This is a genomic window from Paenibacillus sp. ISL-20, assembly GCF_018613005.1.
In the GTDB taxonomy this organism is placed as follows: domain Bacteria; phylum Bacillota; class Bacilli; order Paenibacillales; family Paenibacillaceae; genus Paenibacillus_AQ.
The window spans coordinates 12786-34063 of the sequence record NZ_JAGGRD010000028.1; the positions used below are offsets into that span (position 1 = coordinate 12786).

Below are 21278 nucleotides of genomic sequence, written 5' to 3' on the forward strand. Positions count from 1 at the left end.
TCCTTGCTGTTACATCACGCGCTTAAACATTTTCTCCAAATCATAAGCTGAGAACGAAACCACGATCGGTCGTCCATGCGGACATGTGTATGGCTGCCGGCAGGTGCCTAAACGCTGTATCAGCGTCATCGCCTCCTGCTCCGTCAGCTTCTGATTGGCTTTGATGGAAGCCTTGCAGGAACACATGATTGACGAGGTTTCTCTCAGCTTGGCGATATCGATATTACGTTCGCTCAGCACCCATTCAGCCATCTCTTCGATAATGGCCTTCTCGTCGCCCTTAGGGAACCAGAACGGATGGGAACGAACCAGGAAGGTATGGCCGCCAAAAAACTCCATATAAACGCCAACCTTCTCAAACCAATGCAGCCGTTCCTTCACCTTCTCCGATTCCGAGGGCGTGAATTCCAGCGTAATCGGCAGCAGCAGCTCCTGGGATGCGTCTGCCGGGTTGCCAAACTGTTCGTAGTAATACTCGTAGTTAATCCGCTCATGCGCGGCATGCTGATCAATCAGGTACAGCCCGGTATCATTCTGCGCTATGAGATAGGTGCCGTGATGCTGGCCGATAAGCGTAAGCTCCGGAAATGGCGGAATCTCGGGAGCCGGTCCTGAGGCCGCCTGCAGCCACTCCTTCGTTATGGCAGGAATTCCGGCATTCCCCCTGGTCTCATTGCGGTAATCACTGCGATAAGAAGAAGAAGCTGCCGTTTCACGCATTTGCGAGGTGGCAGCTGTTCCTGCTGCTCCGGCCCCATAAGTCTGCTTGATATTGGACTCAGACTGGGTGAAGACCTGCCCTTCCGGCCATGTCGACGCAGGCGGCGCATGGAGAGGCATGTTTCCACCAGTGGAAGGCTCGCCGCTTCCTGGGATCGCGCTATCCCGTTCATTACCGCTGCCGATCGCCGAGGCACGACCTTGCGCAGAAGAAAATTGCAGCTGTTCCTGGATATAGGCGTTGTCGCTTTTGCCAATATTTTGTTTGGCCGGGCGAGGAATTAGGATTTCCTGCTGCAGCACCTTGCGAATCTCTTCCTCCACAAAAGCGAACAGCTCCTGCTCTTTGCTGAACCGCACCTCCAGCTTGGATGGATGCACATTCACATCGATCAACGAGGGGTGCATGGACAGTTGAATGACAACGAGCGGAAACCGGTTGATCGGCAGCAGCGTATGATAACCTCTCAAAATCGCCTGCATTAAGCCGTAGTTCCGGACATACCGCCCGTTAATGATGAGCGACATGCCGTTACGGTTTGCCCGGGTATAATCCGGACGGCTGATATATCCGCTTAACGTATAATCCATATTCTCTGCTTCAAACGGCAGCATCGCTTTGGCCGATTGAGTACCGTATATGGCCGCAATGACCTGAAGGGGATCGCCGTTGCCCAGCGTCTGCAGCAGCGAGTTTCCATTGTGCTTGAGCGTAAAGGCAATATCCGGCCGGGAGAGGGCCAGACGATACAGATAGTCGGATATGTGCCCCAGCTCCGTTTGGATTGTTTTCATATATTTCAGCCTTGCCGGCGTATTGAAGAACAATTCCTTCACGAGGAAATCCGTTCCTCTGGGTGCGGCCGTCTCTTCGTTCACGCGCAGATGACCGCCTTCGATCTCGATCACACGTCCGCGCCCATCCTGAGCATTGGAGGTAACCAGCCGCACCTTGGATACAGCCGCAATGGATGGCAGGGCTTCGCCCCTGAATCCAAGACTGGTGATTTGGAACAAATCGCGGCCTTCAGCGATTTTGCTTGTTGCATGACGATAAAAAGCCGTCTCGCAATCCTCCGGATCAATGCCGGCACCGTTATCCGTTACGCGAATGCTGTCCAGTCCGCCTTCTTCAACCGTTACGTCAATCTTGGTGCTCCCGGCATCAATGGCGTTCTCAACTAGCTCCTTCACAACGGAGGCAGGTCGCTCCACCACCTCACCGGCAGCAATCTGGTTTGCAATATGCTCGTCCAAAATCCGAATAATCCCCATCATTCCTACCTCCGTTTCATTTCATTCCTATGCTAAATCACATATCCTTTGCTTGAAGCTTCAGGTCATTCAGGAACTGCATGGCCTGAAGCGGCGTCATATTCATCACGTCCGCGCCCTTAACAGCATCAATGAGGCTCTTGATTGCAGGATCTTGAGAGGCTTCCTGCGGCATCGGGTGCTGATCCTTACCAGGCTTAGCACTCGATTCAGGCACTTCCTCCTCGCCAAAAATGGAGAGCTGTACCACGCCGCCTTTCTGGTCAGCACCGCCCAAGCCTTCAGTATACAGCGTTGTATCTTCTCGATGCTCATACACAGCTTCCGGTCCGCTTCGTCTTTCATCGGACGGAGGTGCGGCAGTTGGCTGCTCGCGCTGCATCACAGCCCCTTGCTCTGATGCCACCGCGGCCAGCGAAGCCATCTCCAGGCCCTGCAGCAGCCCATAGGCGCGGTCAATGATACTGCCGGGCAAGCCGGCCAATCTCGCGCAGTAAATGCCGTAGCTGCTGTCGGCCGCCCCAGGGATCAGCTTACGGAGGAAATGCACTTTATCTCCGCTTTCCTGAACCGCCATGGAATAGTTTTTGAGACCGCCAAGGCTTTCTTGAAGATGAGCAAGCTCATGGAAATGCGTCGAAACCAATGCCTTGCAGCCGATATGATCATGCACATACTCAATCACGGCTTGCGCGATTGCCATGCCTTCACTCGTCGACGTACCGCGTCCAAGCTCATCAATGATGATCAGGCTGCGGGGCGTTGCTTTTTCCGTCATGACCTGGATATCCGCCATCTCCACCATGAAGGTACTCTGGCCGCCGATCAGATCGTCGGCCGCCCCGATGCGGGTAAAGATACGATCGACCAGCGGGATAACCGCACGCTCTGCCGGGACAAAACAGCCCATCTGGGCCAAAATCGATAATAAGGCAACCTGGCGCATGTACGTGCTTTTTCCAGCCATATTCGGACCGGTAATAAGCAGGATCGAGGAGCCGTCCTTGCGCAAATCCGTTCCGTTCGCGATAAACGATGAATCCTTCATGACGGCTTCCACGACAGGATGACGACCGCCTTCAACGATATAATCATAACCTTCGCTCAGTTCCGGCTTCACGAACCGGTATTCCGCACTGACCGCAGCCAACGATTGGTAGACGTCAATCTCGGCAATCCGCTCAGCGAGCTTCTGCAGCCTGCTCACTTGGGTATTCAGCTTGTCCCTGAGCTCGGTAAAGAGGGCGTACTCCAAGTCCACCATCTTCTCCTGCGCCTCCAGGATCAGACCTTCCTTCTCCTTCAGCTCGGGTGTGACATAACGCTCCGCGTTCGCCAGCGTCTGCTTGCGTTCGTACCGGCCTTCCGGTAGGGACGACAGATTGGACTTGGTCACCTCGATATAATAGCCAAACACCTTGTTGTAGCCGATCTTCAGCGACTTGATCCCCGTAGCCGCGCGTTCCTTCGCTTCCAGCTCCGCGATCCATCGTTTGCCGCTGGTGCTCGCTTCACGAAATTCATCCAGCCGCTCGTGATAGCCCGGCTTGATGATGCCTCCGTCACGCACGGACACCGGCGGTTCATCAACAATCGCATTCTCGATCAGTTCACACAAATCGTCACAAATATCCGTATCCGCTGCCACCCGGCGGAGCGTCTCGGAAGCCGACTGGGCACACAGCTCTTTCAGGGAAGGAATTTGTCTTAATGACAACTTGAGCGCGTTCAAATCCCGTCCGTTCGCGCTGCCGAACGCAATCCGACCGACCAACCGTTCCAGATCGTATATCTCTTTAAGCGCCATCCGCAGATCTTCACGCAATATGTACTGGTTATACAAATGCTCGACAGCCTCCAGCCGCTCTTCAATCCGGCTCCTAGACAGCAGCGGTTTATCGATTCTCCGCCGCAGGAGTCTGGCTCCCATCGAGGTTTCCGTGCGATCCAGAAGCCACAGGAGCGAACCTTTCTTTGAACGCTCACGAACTGTCTCAACCAGCTCCAGGTTGCGTCTGGTGAATGGATCCAGAACCATGTATTGTCCCGGTTCATAGGAAGCAATCTGTGTCAGCTGTCCCAGTGACCGCTTCTGCGTCTCGCTTAAATACGAGATCAGCAGGGATATGCAGGCTCTTCGCTCCTCTTCCAGGCGGGCCCAGGCCGGTTCTCCGAATTGGGTACGAACCAATGCGTCCTCCCTACGATCCCATGCCGTATAAACGATGTTGCGGCTGCCTGGAAGAGCCTGAGATGAAATGATATCAAGAAGCGCTGTGTCCCCTATGATCTCGGAAGGTTCATAGAGACCAATCTCATCCCTCAGCCATTCCTCCGAAGATGGGACCGATGTCACATAAAGCTCGCCGGTTGACAGATCGCATGCCGATAAAGACATCAAGCCACCGGCTTCCGTCACACACACCATGTAATTGTTCGATTTGTCGTGCATGACTTTGCCGTCCATGATGGTCCCCGGCGTGACGACCCGGACGATTTCCCGCCGCACCATGCCTTTGGTGACCGAAGCATCCTCCATCTGTTCGCAGATGGCGACTTTGTACCCTTTCTCTATCAACCGCTGGATATAACCCTCCGCTGAATGATAAGGCACTCCGCACATCGGGATTTTCTCTGCACCGCCGCCTTCGCGGCCGGTCAGCGTAATCTCCAATTCCTTCGATGCGAGGATCGCATCATCAAAAAACATTTCGTAAAAATCGCCTAAGCGGAAAAAAAGAAACGCATCGCGCGCTTGTTCTTTGACCTTCAAATATTGTTCAATCATCGGCGTATATTTAGCCATGACGTACCTCCATTACCTTCTAGCTTGACCTCCATTATAACAGAAATTGACCGCAAGGCATCACGGCTTGAGTGGAATATTCCACAGCGGCCTGATATCTCTGCTCTCATCCCATGTACGCCCCGCCTCCATGTGCGCAAGAGCCAGTTCGATTTCACGAGCAAAGTCCGAATATTCCGGCAGTGCTGACAAATCCCTGTACCAGCCTGCAATACATTCTTGAAGCACGGACTTGTCACCTTCGTAATAGGCGCGATGGTAACGTTCCGTATTGAATGGCCTCGCTAGCAAGCGGTCGCTGTACCGAGCTGCCAGATAGGCAACATAGAGTGACACCTTCGCGACAAGCGGCGAAACGAGAAAGCTGGGAAGCGTACGGTATTCAAACCCGCCATACGGCTGTCTCCGAAAATCCCCCAGATAACCATAACGGGGCCTGCGAAGATGCCCCTTGGGGTCTTCCAGCAGCGCCAGCGGCAGAGCCAGATAATTATCCAGGGTCTGAAGAAGAGACAGGGAGAGCGGTACTCCGCTGAAATGAATATGGCCGCCTAACGGGAACTCACCATAAGGCAGAGCTCCTGCCCTCCATGTTAGTGAATGATCGGTAATCAGGCTCTGGGCTTGACGCAGAGCTCTTTGCATTTCAATCATTAACTCCTTCGGCTTTGCTCTCGGTAACGGCCTCAGCTCGGCAATGGGGTAAATGACCTCACCCCGATAACGAACGGCGTCACTACCGACCGATCCGCCACGCTCCATAAATTCGGATGCATACACAATGTCTCCGTTATCCTTCATCAGCACAAATTCGGGATCCATCCCCATGAGTAGCTGCGGAGTCAAAGGAAACTCACTGTCTTCGTTATGCGCGTGAAAACCTGCCGCCTGTTGGCCTTTGGCACTCATGACGGTTTTATTCCGGCCCGCTTTCATGCGGACATCCTCGACTAAGTATCTTCGCCCGGGCCGAGCCGTGATGATGACCTCTCCTTCATCCACACCCAGCGTATACAGTGATCGCAGGGCCGCTTTCTCCAATCTCCGATGCAGGCCATCTTCATACCTCCCGTTCTCGGGATCGGGCTCAAATATCACTTCGCTGCCGCCAAGGTGATAAGAGCGGATCGAGACTGCGGACAACTGCTTGACATGAACCGCGTACCTGGCTGTGAAATGCTTCTCCTCAACTGAACTCAAGCCCAGAGAGCACGGTATCCCGGATCTGACCAGACGTGCTTGCGCGAGGAGCACAGCGGCTCCCTTCAATGGTACATATTCTTTTACAGCAGCTGGTTCTACTTTAATTTGAGCCATCTCCTAATCCCCCTGTAAAAAAAAATAAAAAAGAGGGCATCCGCCCTCCGCAAAGCTGCCCTCACTGCATATGCTAAGATTAGAATCATTCCTACAGGAGGGTTATCTTACAGTTCATCCTCCAGACCTTCGTAATCAAGGTCTTGGTAATCATCGACTTCGTCTCCCAGGACGTAATCAAATTCTTTGTCTTCGTAGTCGCCATGGTGATGGCTGCATACTTTGACGACAACCTTGGTTTCGGCAATTAGCTCCACCGCGTACTCTCTCTCTACCCGCAGAATAACACTCGTGCCATTCGAGGATACGCTGGCCTCAACACAGCTCGGCTCCTGTGTCGCTTCAGCCGACACTTCCACCGTGGATGCACGATGCTTCGGATCCAGATAAGAAAGAGGCACGCGTTCTACATACGATACCGTTTCTTTCGCCACATCGGTCTGTGAATTTTTGTCATAGGAATACCAGATGTTAACATCGTAAGTACCAATAACTTCAATTCCGTCTCCGGCGGCAACCGCCTCATATTGATGGTTTATAATCCAAGCCCCCAAAATACTGGTCGGATTATTAGGCGGAGTCACGGTATGTGTTACGGTAGAGAATTTACGACCCTTGCCGCAGATCGCCTTCGTGATGATTTCTCTACATTGGTGTTTATGACTCAATGACATCTTCGAACCTCCTCCATACAATCATTCCATACATGTGTATGCAAGACATGGGCGAATGTTGAATGAAGTGGTCCAAATAAATTCATATGATGCTAAAAATATCAGATTTTTTTTTGCGAATCTCTGAGCTATACGGCCGAATCCGCGCGCTTCTGCGGTTTTTTCGCCGTGGGTGCCTTATACTTCTTTGAAATATTCAAATAGTATTCCAGCTCATGGCATAACTGCAGGATGGCGGACCGGACCTCGAATTCTTCGCGGGTCGTCGGCAGTTCCATCTCCTTGAACCTGTCCTCCAGCTCAATCAGCAGTCCTTCGGACTTGCCCGTATATCCTTCGGCAATGACATCCTTGCTTAACTGATCGAATATTTCCGCCGTCAGCAGGCCGTGAGGAAGCCGCTCGTACACTTGGGATATTTGATGCATCATGCTCTGGATATTCTCCATCTGTTCCTTCCGCATATAAAAATAGATGTTCCAGGAGCCGTCCGGATGAATCATCTGATTCTCTGATGCCCGCTTCGCTTCCTCAATTCCTCTTTCAATCTGCCGGTTAGCCTCAATTAACTCTTTACCGTCCCATATATGTTCGGGATCGCGAAGCGTAAGCGAGAAATGATGGAAAATGACAGAGAAGAGCCCGTCCACCTTCCGGCGAATCTCCATCATCGCTCCCTCGCTGTTCGGCATATAAACCAAGTTCACAAGCATGGCCGATCCGAGACCGATAATCAACAGTTCAATTTGGGTTAGCAAAATGTCCATTCCGATCTCTTTCCCCTGAAACACCCGAAACACCACGACCGAGCTGGTTACAATGCCTTCCTTAAAGTTCGCCTTTGAAATCGCGGGAAATGCAAGCAATATGTATAGAGCCAATACCCAATAATGAAATCCTAGGAAATAAAATAGAATACACGCCAGGACCAAACCCAGCAATGACGCGAACAATCTGGACGAGATGGAGCGCACACTCCGTTTTCGCGTGACGTCAACGCCGAGTATTGCAAGAAGACCGGCGGACGTAGCCCCCGGTATGTTCAAGGCATCTGTAATTAAGATGGCAAGCAGGCTTGCCGCAGCCGTTTTGATGACACGAAATCCCATGTGATGAAGAGCCTCCAGGCGAGTTGATGATGACTATATATGTTACCTTTCATGTGACTACATATTATAAGGTATCTTCATCCTAGCTTATTTTAATGCCATAAACAACCATGCCTGGGTGGCCTAGACCATTAGATTTTCCAATTAGTGTGACCTTTTTGATTGTTGAGTATTCCAAGTTGTTGTTACCATAGTTCAACGTAGCGAGTTTATTCGAATTCACGAAATGGTAGAGGAGTTATTCATGATGAAAAGAATCGTAACACTAAGCACACGCAAACTGATGGACACTGCAAAACACGGCGGATGCGGCGCATGCCAGACATCTTGCCAATCTGCTTGCAAGACTTCCTGCGGCGTAGCTAATCAGCGTTGTGAGAACGCAATGAACAAATAACAAATGGGCAAAGAAACTCACCGCCGTCCTTACAAGGACGGCGAAGTTGTTTCTGCTGAATAGCCGCCTGCAATTTGTAATAAAAAGGAGCTTGATTCGCAGTATGATTCATCAATATCAACTGAACGGATACAACATCGTAATCGACACCTATAGTGGCTCTGTACATGTTGTTGATGACCTGGCATATGAAGTTATTGCGCTTTATGAACATGAGACACCCGAACAAATCCTGGCGTTCATGATGGAAAAACAATATTCAGAAGAGAGCATTCAGGAGACAATCTCAGCGGTCGAGGAACTTATTAAGAATGAGCAGCTTTTTACAGAGGATGCCTACGAGGACCTTTCTAATCATTTAAAAACACGTAAAACGTATGTAAAGGCGCTCTGTCTCAATGTCGCACATACCTGCAATCTGTCGTGCGAGTATTGCTTTGCCAGCCAAGGGAAATACAATGGTGATCGAGCAATTATGAGCGTAGAGGTTGGGCAAAGAGCTATCGATTATCTACTCGAAAATTCTGGCCATCACCGAAACCTTGATATGGACTTTTTCGGCGGGGAACCGCTTATGGCTTGGAAAGTCGTCAAAGAGATTGTAAAATACGCACGAAGCAAAGAGAAGGAATGGAAGAAAAAATTCCGCTTCACCTTCACCACGAACGGCATGCTGCTCAACGATGAAGTTACCGAGTTTTTAAATCAGGAAATGTACAATGTCGTCTTGAGCTTGGATGGAAGAAAAGAGGTACATGATCGGCTGCGCACAACCGTTACCGGTAAGGGCAGCTATGATTCTATCGTGCCGAAGTTCAAGGAATTCATCCAGAAGCGCGGAGATCAAGAATACTATGTACGGGGAACGTATACGCGGAACAATGTCGACTTCACCAACGACATCTTCCATATCGCAGATCTGGGTTTTGACAAAATCTCGATGGAGCCGGTCATCTGTGATCCACGGGAACCTTATGCGCTTACCGAGAAGGATCTCCCGGAGATATACAATCAGTACGAAATTCTCGCCAAGGAAATGATTGAGCGCAGCAAACATGGCAAAGGGTTTACCTTCTATCATTACATGCTTGATCTCTCAGAGGGACCGTGCATTCAGAAGCGGATCACGGGCTGTGGATCAGGCACAGAATATCTCGCTGTCACACCATGGGGCGAACTGTTCCCTTGCCACCAGTTTGTCGGGGATGAAGCGTACAGCATGGGCAACATCTGGGATGGCATCACGCGGCCTGAGCTGCAATGCCAATTCCAAGAGAGCAACTGCTACACGAAGCCGGAGTGTAAGGGGTGCTGGGCTAAACTCTACTGCAGTGGCGGCTGCCCTGCCAATGCTTTGCATGCGACGGGTTCCATCAAAGGAATTTACGAGTTTAGTTGTGACGTGTTCCGCAAACGGATCGAATGCTCGATGATGGCCAAGGTCGCCGAGTCAATCCGAGCGATGGAAGAGAGTGAAGTGTAGATGAATGAAAGAGGGGCCTCGCCCCTCTTTGCTATTTCAAATTTAGTACATCCTTCTAGTCGACTGCTATGAGCATTTTCCGCATCCTTAGATGCTATGAATAAATTCTCGTTAGACATAACGTACAAGTGTCCATTGAATATGAAAAGCCGGATTCCTTAGAGAGGAAAACCGGCTTTTTGGATAACTATTAAATAGTACTTAGTGTCTACTTCCGTTAAAATGTTGGTGGAACCCCTTATAAGAGATCCAGGATTTTGTCAAAGACTTGCTTTTCCGTAACCGTATTATGCCCTGACACACAAAGTTCCATATCCATTTCTTTATACTTTAAAAGCGTCTTGATATAGTCATCTTTTTCACCATAGAGGCTTGGAACCAGCTCCTCCATCGAGTCACCGATATTATCGCCTACATGAATGACCTTTTCCCATTCATCCATAATGCTGATGGAGTCCGCGGTATGCCCGGGTGTATACATGATTCTTATTTGGTCATCGGGAAAGTAGATCTCTTGTTCGAAAGTTAGATCGGGAAGAAGTTTTTCGGCTTCACCGTCAACAAAATGCCCGTATTTCTGCATCATCTCTTCCCAATGTATCTCGATCATGTCCCTGCAGTTCGTGTGAGATATAATCGTGCAGTTTCGAAACGAGCTGTTTCCCCAGATGTGATCCCAATGGTAATGGGTGTTGATGACGATGACGGGCTTGGTATCATGCTTTATGTATTCTTTGACAGGCTCCATGCTCACAGAGCCCAAGCCTGTATCGATGATGTAATTGTACCGATTGCCGAGAATAAGCTGAACATTTAAATCCCAACCAGCAGGCTGCCGATACGTAAACAGAATATTTCTATTCCTGATTTTTTTTATTTCCATTTCTATTTCCTCTTTCTCCAATTGTTGATGTTTACAGCTTATGCACCATCTTGTAATTCCCGGGCTCCGCCCGGAAACCGATAAGATCACGGTTAATTCGAAGCATCGGGATGTTCATGGAATCGTTATGCGTTCTCAAATAAGGGACTCCGCATGCACGTGCTGTTTGAATGCCGAGCAGCTTTAAGGCAAGCGCGATGCGGCGGCCCCGGTACTCCGGCAGAACGCCTGTATATTCATGATACATCGCCTGCGTCTGCTCGTTCTGTTGCAATGTGACGACACCGATGTAGCGGTCGCCGTCCTTGGCGATATGGATCCATTCCGGGCGCACTCTGCTGTGTCCAACGCTCCATTTCTTCCATTCTTCAAACCAAGGGAAATCGCCGGAAAAACCCGGTATATCCGGCTGCGTGACCTTGTACAGCTCATAGAGCTTTCTTTCCCCGTCTTCTCCCGGCTCATCGGCTAATGTAATGAACTGAATTCCGGCCCGCTCTGCCTCTTCAACCGCAACAAACAGGTTGTCGTCGTCAAACGATGCCAGATCCAAAACGGATTCGAAGATATGGCGCTCCTGTATGTAACCGCGACGTTCGGCAAAAGCTGCCGACGAAGCGTCCGTTTCTCTCAAAATAACGGTCAGATGAGAGGCTTTAACCTCTGCCGCCCATTGGTGAAGCGTATCGTACATCGCCTTGCCTACCCCGTTCCCGCGGCTTTCCGGGTGTACGACAAGGGTGAGGAATAATTCACCCGGCTCCGTCCAAGGTGCCCTCCAAGCGATAGCGTAAGCAACAACTTGCCCCGACTCATCTTCCGCTACCCATTTGGGACGATCCCATCCTGTCAGTTCGCCCTTCTCATTGTAATCCAGCTTTCCCGGAGGGATTTGGTCCTCCTCTTCCTTCAAAAGTTCTGCCGTTATCGGTTCCGGCCAAACCGTATTGAGCAGCGACGCAACCGCAGCATAATCGTCGGGCTCTCTCATCTTTCGAATTATAAATTTCATCGCTTTCATTTCCTCCAAGTTCTCCTAACCCATCCCAAAGACATTATCACATACCCCGAGGCTTCTTTCAGGGTAAAATATGGATTTATTGAAAAATTCACAGCCGATTTCCTAGCCAAATAAGTTAAGAAGTTCTTCAATTAGCACAGATAAATTCTTCTCCGCATAAATCTGGTGGGTAAGAGGAGTACATATGCATACCATGCCGGGTGCACATAAAAAAGAACGAATCCCTATGGTGTGGAATTCGTTCTTTCATGCTTTAATTTATTTTAACTTCAACGGGTTGCAAAACCTCACTTGGCCCTTTTTTTAGAGTCAACATGAAGATAAGGGAAATACAATATAAGGCGGCTAAGTAGATCATGACGACCGTCATATCATAACTTTGAAGAATATAGCCGACAAAGATTGGCGAAAACCCTCCAATGGCTCTACCGAAGTTAAAAATCGTATTTGTCGCCGTACTTCGAATTTGCACAGGATAGAAGCTGCTAATTAAAGCTCCATACCCAGCAAACATGCCATTCGAGAAGAAACCGACAATCGCGCCACCGATTAAAATGGCAACACTTCCAGCAGCATAGGAGTATAAAAACACAGCACATGCAGAGGCAAGCAAGAAGATGCCAAAAGCACGCTTTGCACCAAATCGGTCCATAAACAGGCCGAACGCTAGCATCCCAATAATCATGCCAACCGCTGTACTAATGGTCCAAAGAGCAGAACTTGAAACGGATAAACCTTGAGATTTCTGTAGCATGGATGGCAGCCAAATCATCAAACCATTGTAGCCGGCAATTTGCACCGTTGCCATAATAATCAATGAAATTGTTGTCAGCGATGTTCTAGGCGTTTCAAATAGTTGAGCCAGCTTGCCTTTTTCATGTTGTTTGTTGGTTTCTTTATTTTTTTGGGCAGCCAGCCACTCTGGAGATTCTTCAAGGTTCTTTCGCACAATAACGGCGAAAATGACAGGTACCACTCCAACAAAGAATAAAGCTCTCCATCCCAAGAACGGAAGAATGACAGCACTTAGCAACGCTGCTAAAATAACTCCGTACTGTGCACCTACACTCACATACGAGGAAGCTCTTCCTTGTTTGTTTTTCGGCCAAGCCTCAGCAACGAGAGCCATACCAATTCCATATTCACCCCCTGCGCCAAGACCTGCGATAAATCTGAAAATATATACTTGTTCAATATTCGCTGCTAATCCCGTTAAAGCCGTTCCAATTGCAAACAACAAGACGGTATTCGCAAACACCTTTACCCGCCCAAACTTATCAGCTAAAATCCCAAAAATAGTACCGCCTAGCAGCATGCCGATATTCGTTATGGAAGAAATCAGTCCACCCGTTGCGAAGTCAATGTTAAATTCTGAAATAATCATTGTCATTGCAAAGGAAACAAACATAATGTCCATTCCTTCCAACGTTAAACCAGCTACTGAAGCTACTACTGTCTTCTTACGATAATCCATTCTAGCGTTCCTCCAAATTCTTGATGATAAAACTCTCTTTTAGCGTGTTTGAGGGAATGGATTACACAAGACTTTTCCATTCTCTTTTGAAGCCTCACAGGACTCCCTTTAAAAGAGGTACTTAAGCAAAATAAAAAGCCCTTCTTGCACAGAGGGCAAAAGGGCATGCGAAGACATAGATATTATTAGCCTAAAAATATCACGTAGCCCTTTTCAGCCTCTCTGGACTGTATTAAAGGAAAATTTATTTCGTGATACATACTAGCAAAATAGTGCAGAACATGTCAACCTCCAAACTTTCCAATTGTACACAATAACTCTCTTAAACAGTATCCCCCAACCAAGACCATTAACGCCGCTTTTTTGCATTTCCCTTTCTCATGGTGGGCAAGATAAAGGAGTTCATAATCTTTACCTGTAAGAAATTGTGCAAGATTCTCAGCTTGTTGAATACCCAGTTCAGTTAGCCTCGCATCAGGATCCTTTCTATATATACCACCATTTGATACATAGCTGTAGCTACAACGGCGATAATGAGCAGACTCGACAACACAAGCGTGAAATTGAATACCTGAAAGCCGTACATAATCAAGTAACCGAGACCCGATTTGGCGACCAGGAATTCCCCGACGATAACGCCGACCCACGCCATGCCCACGTTGACCTTAAGCGTTGACACGATCGTCGGATAGGAAGCCGGCAAAATAACTCGCTGAAACACCTGGCGCTTGGTTCCGCCAAAGGTCCGGACGACCTTGATCAGATTGGAATCCACCTCATGAAAACTGTTGTAAACAACAAGCGTGGTCACGATGACCGTGATGGATAACGTAGTGACGACAATAGCGGTAAAACCCGCGCCAAACATCACGATAAATATGGGTCCCAGCGCCACTTTCGGCATACTGTTGAACACAACCATGTAGGGATCCAGAACCTTGTTAAGAAACGGTGACCACCAGATAAATACGGCCAGCAGCGTGCCTACCAGCGTGCCGAGCAGGAATCCGACAACCGTCTCTCCTACCGTGACCCCCAAGTGCCCCCATAACTCGCCGCTGATCATATTCCCCCATATGTTGGCAAAAATTTTGGTCGGATAGCTGAAGAGCAGCACGTCTATCCATTTGAATCTGCCTGCCGCTTCCCACCAGATAAAGAATAGCAGCAGCAAGCTAAGCTGGACGGTCAGCACGCGTGTGCGCATGCTTTTCTTTCGCTTCATATGCTGAACATAAATATCCTGGAGCCAGCCCTTCGAAGAAGAAGCAGAAGGCTCATCCCTTGTTGTCATAAGCTTCACTCCTTCCCGATCGTTTGCATTTCGCCCCAGATCTCATGAAACAATTCGTTGAACCCTGGCTCCTTACGAGCATAAAAAGGCTGCACCCGGCGTATGTTCTCGGGAATATTGAACATGCGGTGAACCCTCCCCGGGTTGCGGTTCAGGAGAATGACACGATCACTCATCGCAATCGCTTCAGACAAATCATGGGTGACCAGAATGGCGGTTTTCCCCCGCTCCTTCAAGGTCTCCACGATCAGATCCTCAAGTTGCAGCTTCGTCTGATAATCCAGTGCGGAGAAAGGTTCATCCAGCAGCAGCAGGCCCGGGTCTGTCGCCAAGGTCCTTACGAGTGCAACCCGTTGTCTCATTCCGCCTGACAGCTGGGCGGGATAGAGATTACCGCTGTCCGCAAGACCCATCTCCTTGAGCAAACTCTGTACCACGCCTCGGCTTTCCGGATTCAATCGCTCCGTCAGTTCCAAGCCGATCAAGGCGTTATCCATAATGGTGCGCCAAGGAAATAAATAGTCCTGCTGCAGCATGTACCCAACTTCCGGCGACGGTCCGTTTACCGGTTTGCCGTTCACGTAGGCGACTCCTTTGGATGGCTGCAGCAAGCCGGCAATGACAGACAAGATGGTGGTCTTGCCGCAGCCGCTAGGCCCAACCAGGCTGATGAACTCCCCCGGTTCCACCTTCAATTGAATTCCTTCCACAGCCAGAGAGGCTTCCCGATCCGTGACATATGCGTGAGCGATATCGTTCAATTCAACTACCGGTACCATTGGTGCTCTCTCCTTTCGTTCTATGGATTAGGAGTACTTCATTATTTAGCTTGTTTCGCTTTCTCGGCAAAGCTGTTGTTGACAATTGTGTCAGGCGCAACCCGTTCTTTCAGTTCCCCGGCTTGCTCCATCACGTCCAGCAGATTGTTCCATTCCGCCTCGTCCACGATCGGATCAGTTGCATAGCTGCCTTGCTCCTTGTAGCGTTTAACGGAGGACACCACGATGTCGCGGTCGCTATCCTTGAAATAAGGCATGATCGCATCCGCGATGTCTTCCGGGCTGCTTGCATGCACCCATTGCTGTGCCTTGTAAAGGGCATTCGTAAACTTCTGCACCGTTGCATCGTTTTTGTCGATATAGCTCTGCTTTGTCATGAATACGGTATATGGCAAACGTCCGCTTTCTACGCCAAAGGACGCGACCACCTTGCCCCGGCCTTCTGTTTCAAATATGGATGCCTGCGGCTCAAAGAGCTGAACAAATTCACCTGTACCGGATGCATAGGCAGAGGCGATATTCGCAAAATCGATATTTTGAATCAGCTCCAGATCCGCGTGCGGATCGATTCCTTTTTTATTCAAGGTAAACTCGCCTGCCATCTGCGGCATTCCGCCTTTACGCTGACCGAGGAATACTTTACCCTTCAGGTTGTTCCAGTCAAAAGCACCCGATCCGTCTCTTGCCATCAGAAATGTCCCGTCCGTCTGCGTCACCTGTCCGAAGTTAATGACCGGATCTTCAGAGCCCTGTTGATACACATAAATCGAAGTTTCCGAGCCGACAAGTGCCACATCGATGGCTCCCGACAACAGGGCCGTCATCGTTTTGTCTCCGCCAGGGGTCGTCTGCAGCTCGACATCAAGCCCCTCTACCTTGAAAAATCCTTTTTCCAATGCGACATACTGCGGCGCATAGAAGATCGAGCGCGTCACTTCGCCAATCTTGACTTTCGTAGCCGATCCGCCGCCACCGCACCCGGCAAGCGCCACTCCGCAAACAAGCAGCATGGTTAACGCCAGCCCCCACCATTTTTGACGCTTCATCGTAACCCTCCATTCCCCATTGACCCAATGTTTCTTTTCAGCATATGCATGTGCCTGCCCAAAGGTTAAACACCTGATAGAGTGTGCTGGCGGATGTGGAATGACATTATGGACTGTCCTACCTACAAAAAAAACGCAGCCACTTGGGCTGCGTTTGTCGTTTATAGTGATAATTAAAGTTTGTAAATCTCTTTATACTTCTCTTCGAGATAATCGGCCAGATAGTCCGGATTCAGTTCTTCTCCGGTGACGCGTACGATAATCTCGGACGGCTTCTCGCTCTTTCCGTACTTGTAAACCTTGTCCGTCAGCCATTCCTTGATCGGAGCCAGGTTCCCCTCTTCGATGAGCTGGTCGAGGTTCGGCAGTTCTTTGCGCATCGTATGAAGCATCTGAGCCGCATACATGTTGCCGAGGGAATACGAAGCAAAATATCCAAAATCTCCGCCGGACCAGTGAACGTCCTGCAGAACACCCATTCCGTCGTTCGGCGGCATAATGCCGAGGTATTCTTTATACTTCGCGTTCCAGGTCTCTGGAAGATCCTTCACCGCCAACCCTTCGTTAAAGAGCATTTTCTCAATCTCATAACGAATGATGATGTGCAGGTTATAAGTAAGCTCATCCGCCTCAATTCGAATCAGAGAGTTCTCTACCTTATTCGCGGCCAAATAGAAATCCTCGATGTCCACGTCCTGCAATTGTTCAGGGAAATGCTGCTGCAGATCCGCGAAATAACGGCGCCAGAATGGACGGCTGCGACCAATCATATTTTCCCACAGACGCGATTGAGATTCATGGATGCCCATCGAGGTACCACCGGAGAGCGGCGTACCTGCAAGCTCCTTATCGATATTTTGCTCGTAAAGGGCATGCCCTCCCTCATGCAAAGAGCTGAATACCGCACTTAACACATCATCCGGAAGATACATGGTCGTAATGCGCACATCTCCCGGGTTCAGGCCCGTCGCAAACGGGTGCACGCTCTCGTCCAAACGTCCCGCTTCAAAGTCGTAGCCCATTTGCTCCAGCAGGAACAAGCTGAATTTCTCCTGCTGTTCTTTCGGAAACAGCTGTTTCAAGAAGTCCGTTTTCGGCTTGAAGGGCGATTCCTGGATCGCATGAACTAGCGGTACCAGACGCGCTTTCAGACGGTCGAAGATGGCATCCACCTTTTCCACCGTTAAATCCGGCTCGTACATGTCAAGGAGTGTGTCGTATCTGGTATTTTTCACGCCCCAATATTCAATAAACTCTTGCTTGAACGCAACAATCTTCGTTAAGTAAGGTTTGAAACCTTCAAAATCGCTGTTCTTCTTCGCTTCCTCCCACTTCGTTTCCGATTGGGCGGCGAGAATGGAATACTCCCGGAAGCGTTCAGGCGGGATGGATTTGCTCTGATCGTACACCTTGCGGGCTTCCGCAATCATGCGGCGTTTGCGATCATCCAGCTGTTCTGCCTGTTTCGGCTCCGCAAAAAATGATAACAGCTGACCCATCTCTTCCGATATTTGCAGCTTAAATGCCTCTGTGGATAGAACCCCGATCGTTTCCGAACGAATTTCGGTTCCCTTGCGTGGAGCACCCGTCCGTAAATCCCAATGAAGTAGGCCAATAGCTTCGTAATAACTCATGATTTTGCGAACCAATCGATCAAATTGTTCCCATTTTGGTAAATGTTGTACTGCCATTCCGGCACACCTTCTTTTTTTATAATAGGATTCTTCTATACTCTATTGATGATACTTTTTACAAGGTATATAATCAACTTCCAGAAAGAATAAATAACAATATACATATAAAGGAGTGATGCCGTGATAATTCAACTCACCCCGCAAGCAGAGCTGAAGCTGATGGACAAACTTGGGGAAAAGCCGGGCACAATCAGGCTGATCTATGACACGGAGGGATGCGGATGTGCCGTCAACGGCGTCCCGGGCCTGCGTATTGTAGATGACCCGACGATGGAAGATATCGCTGTCGAGACAGGCAGCCCGGTGCCGTTTATCGTGAACCGCAAGCAGGCCGTTTTTTTCGAAGAGAAGATGAGGCTCGACGCCGACCCAGCCACCTACTCCTTCCGGCTGGACAGCAGCGGACAGAACTACGGCACCAATATTCAAGTATTAGATGCCAGAGCATAAGTACAACAAATAAATTATAGATACAAAGGAGAGAAAATCGATGGAAAAACACCTTAACAGCATACTGGAACACAATCGCAGCTTTGTAGAGAATAAAGAGTACGAATCCTACCTGACAGGGCGTTTTCCTGAGAAGAAACTCGTCATTATCACTTGTATGGATACACGATTGGTCGAACTGCTCCCTAAAGCGATGAATTTCAAGAATGGCGATGTCAAAATCATTAAAAACGCCGGCGCGATCATTTCACAGCCCTTCGGAAGTGTTATGCGAAGCGTCATGGTTGCACTTTACGAGCTGCACGCCGAAGAAGTCATCGTAGTGGGTCACTACGAATGCGGCATGGCTTCCTTGAACGCCGATGATATGATCCAGCATATGAGAGACCGCGGCATATCCGATGAAGTGTTATCCACACTGGAAAACTCCGGCATCCGGTTATCCAGATGGCTTCGCGGTTTCGATAACATTACGGACGGCGTAAAAAATACGGTAAGCCTGATCAAAAACCACCCTCTTCTTCCTCCAAACGTACCCGTTCATGGTATGGTCATCGACCCTAACACCGGCGCGCTGGATCTGGTCGTAGAAGGTTACGAGAACGAATAAATCAATCAAAGTCAAATGGAAGCACAAGCGCTTACGCGTTTGTGCTTTTTTAGTCACAATTTTGCCAAAAGCAGAGAGAAAGCCCCCTCCCCCGGTTGTCAAACCATACAGTTTCAGTGTACACTTTTTAACAACCGGACCGATAGGCGAATGACCATCCACGCTTTAGCGTCCACGATATGCGTTTCAAAGGGAGTTATGTCCATGAATACGTTGTCATACGGCTTGTTAGGATTACTAGCAAGAAAAGAATCATCAGGGTATGATTTGATGCTTCGAATACAGCCCTTTTGGCAAGCCAAACACAGTCAAATCTATCCCTTGCTGTCCAGCATGGAGGAGAAACAGCTATTGTCCTCGCAATGGGTCCAGCAAAGTGATAAACCGGACAAGAAAATCTATGCGATTACAGAAAAAGGCATGCAGAAGCTGCGTGAATGGATGTACCAACCTATCGCGCCTGCAGTCACCAAGGATGAGCTTTCTCTTCGGACCTTTTGCCTGTGGCTGACGGAGATCGGCATCGCCGTCGATATTTTCGAGGACCGCAGAATTGGGTATCTGGAGAAAAAACGTTATTATGAGCAGATTTTAGAAGGAATTCCGGAGGATACCCGCGAAATTGGAAGCAAGGCTTTCAGCAATTATGTACTCGCTACCAAAGGGTTAATGATGGCTGAAACCGAGCTGAGTTGGTGTGATTGGGTACTGGAATTACTAAGACAGCAACAGCGCGCAGGCAGCTCAAAGCATGGTCGTACAAATTTTGAAACCTTATCGTGACTCGTCCGTATTACTCTTTATTACTCTAAATTTACTGGGAGGTTCGACAGAACACGATGAAAAAAGTATTGACTATTCTTGTAGCGATTACATTGTTTTTTGTAGCACTGACACCTGATTCGGCAGATGCCCGCAGAGGCGGCGGAGGTTTCAAATCAGGGACCAAGACATACAACAGCACTCCGAAAAAGAATAATAACAATAATGTTCAACAATCAAACAACCGTTCCAATACTACAGGGGCGGCCGGCAGCACGGCAAAACGCGGATTCTTCAGCGGCGGCAGCTTGATGAAAGGACTTATGATCGGTGGTCTGGCTGGTTTGCTCTTCGGCAGTATGTTCGGGGGTATGGGCTTCATGGGCGAAATCATGGGACTGCTCATTAACCTGATCGCAATTTGGGCTTTGATTATGATCGTTATGGCTGTTGTACGCTCCGTGAAGAATCGTCGTAAACAAAACGAACCTCGCGATAACAACAATAATAACAACAATCGGTACTAATCCATGATTTTGAGCATGGACGAAATCGTCAATGCAGTCTGCCTTCATCAGGCGGAGCGCAGAGGCGTCAAACCAACCGATGTATCGCTTGAGCTTAGCTGGGATGAAGATACCGGATATACAGGTGAAGTATGGGTCAGCGGTAGGAATCAATATTTGATTGAGGCTAACCTCATCGAAGCCATTCTCCGCTACCTGTACTCCGAGTACAATATCCGCGCTTACAGCGAACAAGTACGACTTGAGCTGGAAGACGAAATTATCGCCATCGTTCAGCAATAACGTTATGAATCGATAAAGCAGCCGCTTCGCTACTATGCGAAGCGGCTGCTCTTTGATTACAAACAATGGGATCAGTTCGTACACCGCACAAAGGTTCCGTCCAAGAAAAGCGCTTTAACCATATCGGCGCCCCTCTCCTATTTCTCATACGAGCCATACGCCATCATTAGCTTGGCTTCACAGTGCCCGTGCCTGCGTTCGTTCTAACCCGAGTTAGACGTTTCCAGCTCTTTCCGCTTGCTCTCCTTATGCCATTCCTCATACTGTCCACCAATCTGAAGGAAGGATTCATTAATCATGTCCGTCATTTCTTGGATTTCGCCCTTGGTATACTTCAAATGGGTGTTTACATTATCCACCTTGTATTTTAGCAGAAGCTTGATATGGGCTATGGTATGAATGGTATCCTCCAGGGTCCAGAAGATCACTTCATCGGCATCCTTCGTCCTCTTGCTGAGCATCTGCACGCCTCTTTCATACATAGCGAGCTCATAGTCCTGCTCTCCAACCCGAACAACCGGACTCAAATCACCTATATAACCTTCTTCAAAAGGTAGAGTGGCCACTCTCTCGTATTCAGAATCATCCATGGAAGTCTTATGAAGCAGATGAAGGATTCGATCAATCATTTCTTGTTTTGTAAGCATAATGGACATCTCTTCCCCCTCAGGAGCC

General features: G+C 49.1%; 20 protein-coding genes. 7 read left to right on the plus strand and 13 right to left on the minus strand.

Annotated elements, in window-relative coordinates; all coding sequences use genetic code 11:
• Positions 1-9: 9 nt before the first annotated feature.
• The 5 genes from mutL to J7E85_RS17820 all read right to left on the minus strand — a co-directional run bounded on the left by mutL (position 10) and on the right by J7E85_RS17820 (position 7901).
• A complete protein-coding gene (gene mutL, locus J7E85_RS17800; protein ID WP_215160145.1) occupies positions 10-1995 on the minus strand; it encodes a DNA mismatch repair endonuclease MutL in 1986 nt (661 codons plus the stop codon).
• A 37-nt stretch (positions 1996-2032) separates the two neighbouring features.
• Positions 2033-4801 carry a DNA mismatch repair protein MutS gene (gene mutS, locus J7E85_RS17805; protein ID WP_215160015.1) on the minus strand — a complete coding sequence of 923 codons (2769 nt, stop codon included), beginning with the start codon at positions 4799-4801 and terminating at the stop codon, positions 2033-2035.
• Between the two features lie 60 nt (positions 4802-4861).
• The gene (locus J7E85_RS17810; protein ID WP_215160017.1) at positions 4862-6118 is read right to left on the minus strand and encodes a putative amidoligase domain-containing protein; all 1257 of its coding nucleotides are present in this window, start codon (positions 6116-6118) and stop codon (positions 4862-4864) included.
• 107 nt (positions 6119-6225) lie between these two features.
• Positions 6226-6792, minus strand: a complete 567-nt coding sequence (locus J7E85_RS17815) for an outer spore coat protein CotE (protein WP_215160019.1) — start codon at positions 6790-6792, stop codon at positions 6226-6228.
• 128 nt (positions 6793-6920) lie between these two features.
• Positions 6921-7901 carry an aromatic acid exporter family protein gene (locus tag J7E85_RS17820; protein ID WP_215160021.1) on the minus strand — a complete coding sequence of 327 codons (981 nt, stop codon included), beginning with the start codon at positions 7899-7901 and terminating at the stop codon, positions 6921-6923.
• A gap of 247 nt (positions 7902-8148) precedes the next feature.
• Between J7E85_RS17820 and scfA the strand changes: the two genes are divergently transcribed.
• The gene (gene scfA, locus J7E85_RS17825) at positions 8149-8298 is read left to right on the plus strand and encodes a six-cysteine ranthipeptide SCIFF (protein ID WP_076321126.1); all 150 of its coding nucleotides are present in this window, start codon (positions 8149-8151) and stop codon (positions 8296-8298) included.
• A 103-nt stretch (positions 8299-8401) separates the two neighbouring features.
• Positions 8402-9781 carry a thioether cross-link-forming SCIFF peptide maturase gene (gene scfB / locus J7E85_RS17830; RefSeq protein WP_215160022.1) on the plus strand — a complete coding sequence of 460 codons (1380 nt, stop codon included), beginning with the start codon at positions 8402-8404 and terminating at the stop codon, positions 9779-9781.
• Between the two features lie 238 nt (positions 9782-10019).
• Here scfB and J7E85_RS17835 read toward each other — a convergent pair whose 3' ends face one another.
• The 7 genes from J7E85_RS17835 to J7E85_RS17865 all read right to left on the minus strand — a co-directional run bounded on the left by J7E85_RS17835 (position 10020) and on the right by J7E85_RS17865 (position 17969).
• Positions 10020-10664, minus strand: coding sequence for an MBL fold metallo-hydrolase (locus J7E85_RS17835; RefSeq protein ID WP_215160025.1), 645 nt, complete (start codon positions 10662-10664; stop codon positions 10020-10022).
• 31 nt (positions 10665-10695) lie between these two features.
• On the minus strand, positions 10696-11676 hold the full coding sequence (locus tag J7E85_RS17840) for a GNAT family N-acetyltransferase (protein ID WP_215160027.1): 981 nt from the start codon (positions 11674-11676) through the stop codon (positions 10696-10698).
• A 262-nt stretch (positions 11677-11938) separates the two neighbouring features.
• Entirely contained in the window at positions 11939-13159 is a 1221-nt protein-coding gene (locus tag J7E85_RS17845) for an MFS transporter (protein ID WP_215160029.1), read from the minus strand.
• Positions 13160-13622: 463 nt separating this feature from the next.
• A complete protein-coding gene (locus J7E85_RS17850; RefSeq protein WP_215160031.1) occupies positions 13623-14453 on the minus strand; it encodes an ABC transporter permease in 831 nt (276 codons plus the stop codon).
• Between the two features lie 5 nt (positions 14454-14458).
• Positions 14459-15232 carry an ABC transporter ATP-binding protein gene (locus tag J7E85_RS17855; protein ID WP_076321120.1) on the minus strand — a complete coding sequence of 258 codons (774 nt, stop codon included), beginning with the start codon at positions 15230-15232 and terminating at the stop codon, positions 14459-14461.
• A 41-nt stretch (positions 15233-15273) separates the two neighbouring features.
• The gene (locus J7E85_RS17860; protein ID WP_215160032.1) at positions 15274-16278 is read right to left on the minus strand and encodes an ABC transporter substrate-binding protein; all 1005 of its coding nucleotides are present in this window, start codon (positions 16276-16278) and stop codon (positions 15274-15276) included.
• A gap of 173 nt (positions 16279-16451) precedes the next feature.
• Complete coding sequence (locus tag J7E85_RS17865) at positions 16452-17969, minus strand: carboxypeptidase M32 (protein ID WP_215160034.1); 1518 nt, start codon at positions 17967-17969, stop codon at positions 16452-16454.
• 123 nt (positions 17970-18092) lie between these two features.
• On the opposite strand from J7E85_RS17865, the gene J7E85_RS17870 reads away from it, so the two are divergent.
• The 5 genes from J7E85_RS17870 (at position 18093) to J7E85_RS17890 (ending at position 20603) form a co-directional block, all read left to right on the plus strand.
• Positions 18093-18422, plus strand: coding sequence for an iron-sulfur cluster biosynthesis family protein (locus J7E85_RS17870; RefSeq protein WP_215160036.1), 330 nt, complete (start codon positions 18093-18095; stop codon positions 18420-18422).
• 40 nt (positions 18423-18462) lie between these two features.
• A complete protein-coding gene (locus tag J7E85_RS17875) occupies positions 18463-19032 on the plus strand; it encodes a beta-class carbonic anhydrase (protein WP_215160038.1) in 570 nt (189 codons plus the stop codon).
• Between the two features lie 204 nt (positions 19033-19236).
• Positions 19237-19815, plus strand: coding sequence for a PadR family transcriptional regulator (locus tag J7E85_RS17880; protein ID WP_215160040.1), 579 nt, complete (start codon positions 19237-19239; stop codon positions 19813-19815).
• A 56-nt stretch (positions 19816-19871) separates the two neighbouring features.
• Complete coding sequence (locus J7E85_RS17885; RefSeq protein WP_215160042.1) at positions 19872-20321, plus strand: hypothetical protein; 450 nt, start codon at positions 19872-19874, stop codon at positions 20319-20321.
• A 3-nt stretch (positions 20322-20324) separates the two neighbouring features.
• Positions 20325-20603 (plus strand): YxcD family protein, encoded by a 279-nt coding sequence (locus tag J7E85_RS17890; RefSeq protein ID WP_076321113.1) that lies wholly within the window; start codon positions 20325-20327, stop codon positions 20601-20603.
• A 203-nt stretch (positions 20604-20806) separates the two neighbouring features.
• Here the strand turns inward: J7E85_RS17890 and J7E85_RS17895 are convergent, their stop codons facing one another.
• Complete coding sequence (locus J7E85_RS17895; RefSeq protein WP_215160044.1) at positions 20807-21259, minus strand: immunity 63 family protein; 453 nt, start codon at positions 21257-21259, stop codon at positions 20807-20809.
• Positions 21260-21278 lie beyond the last annotated feature (19 nt).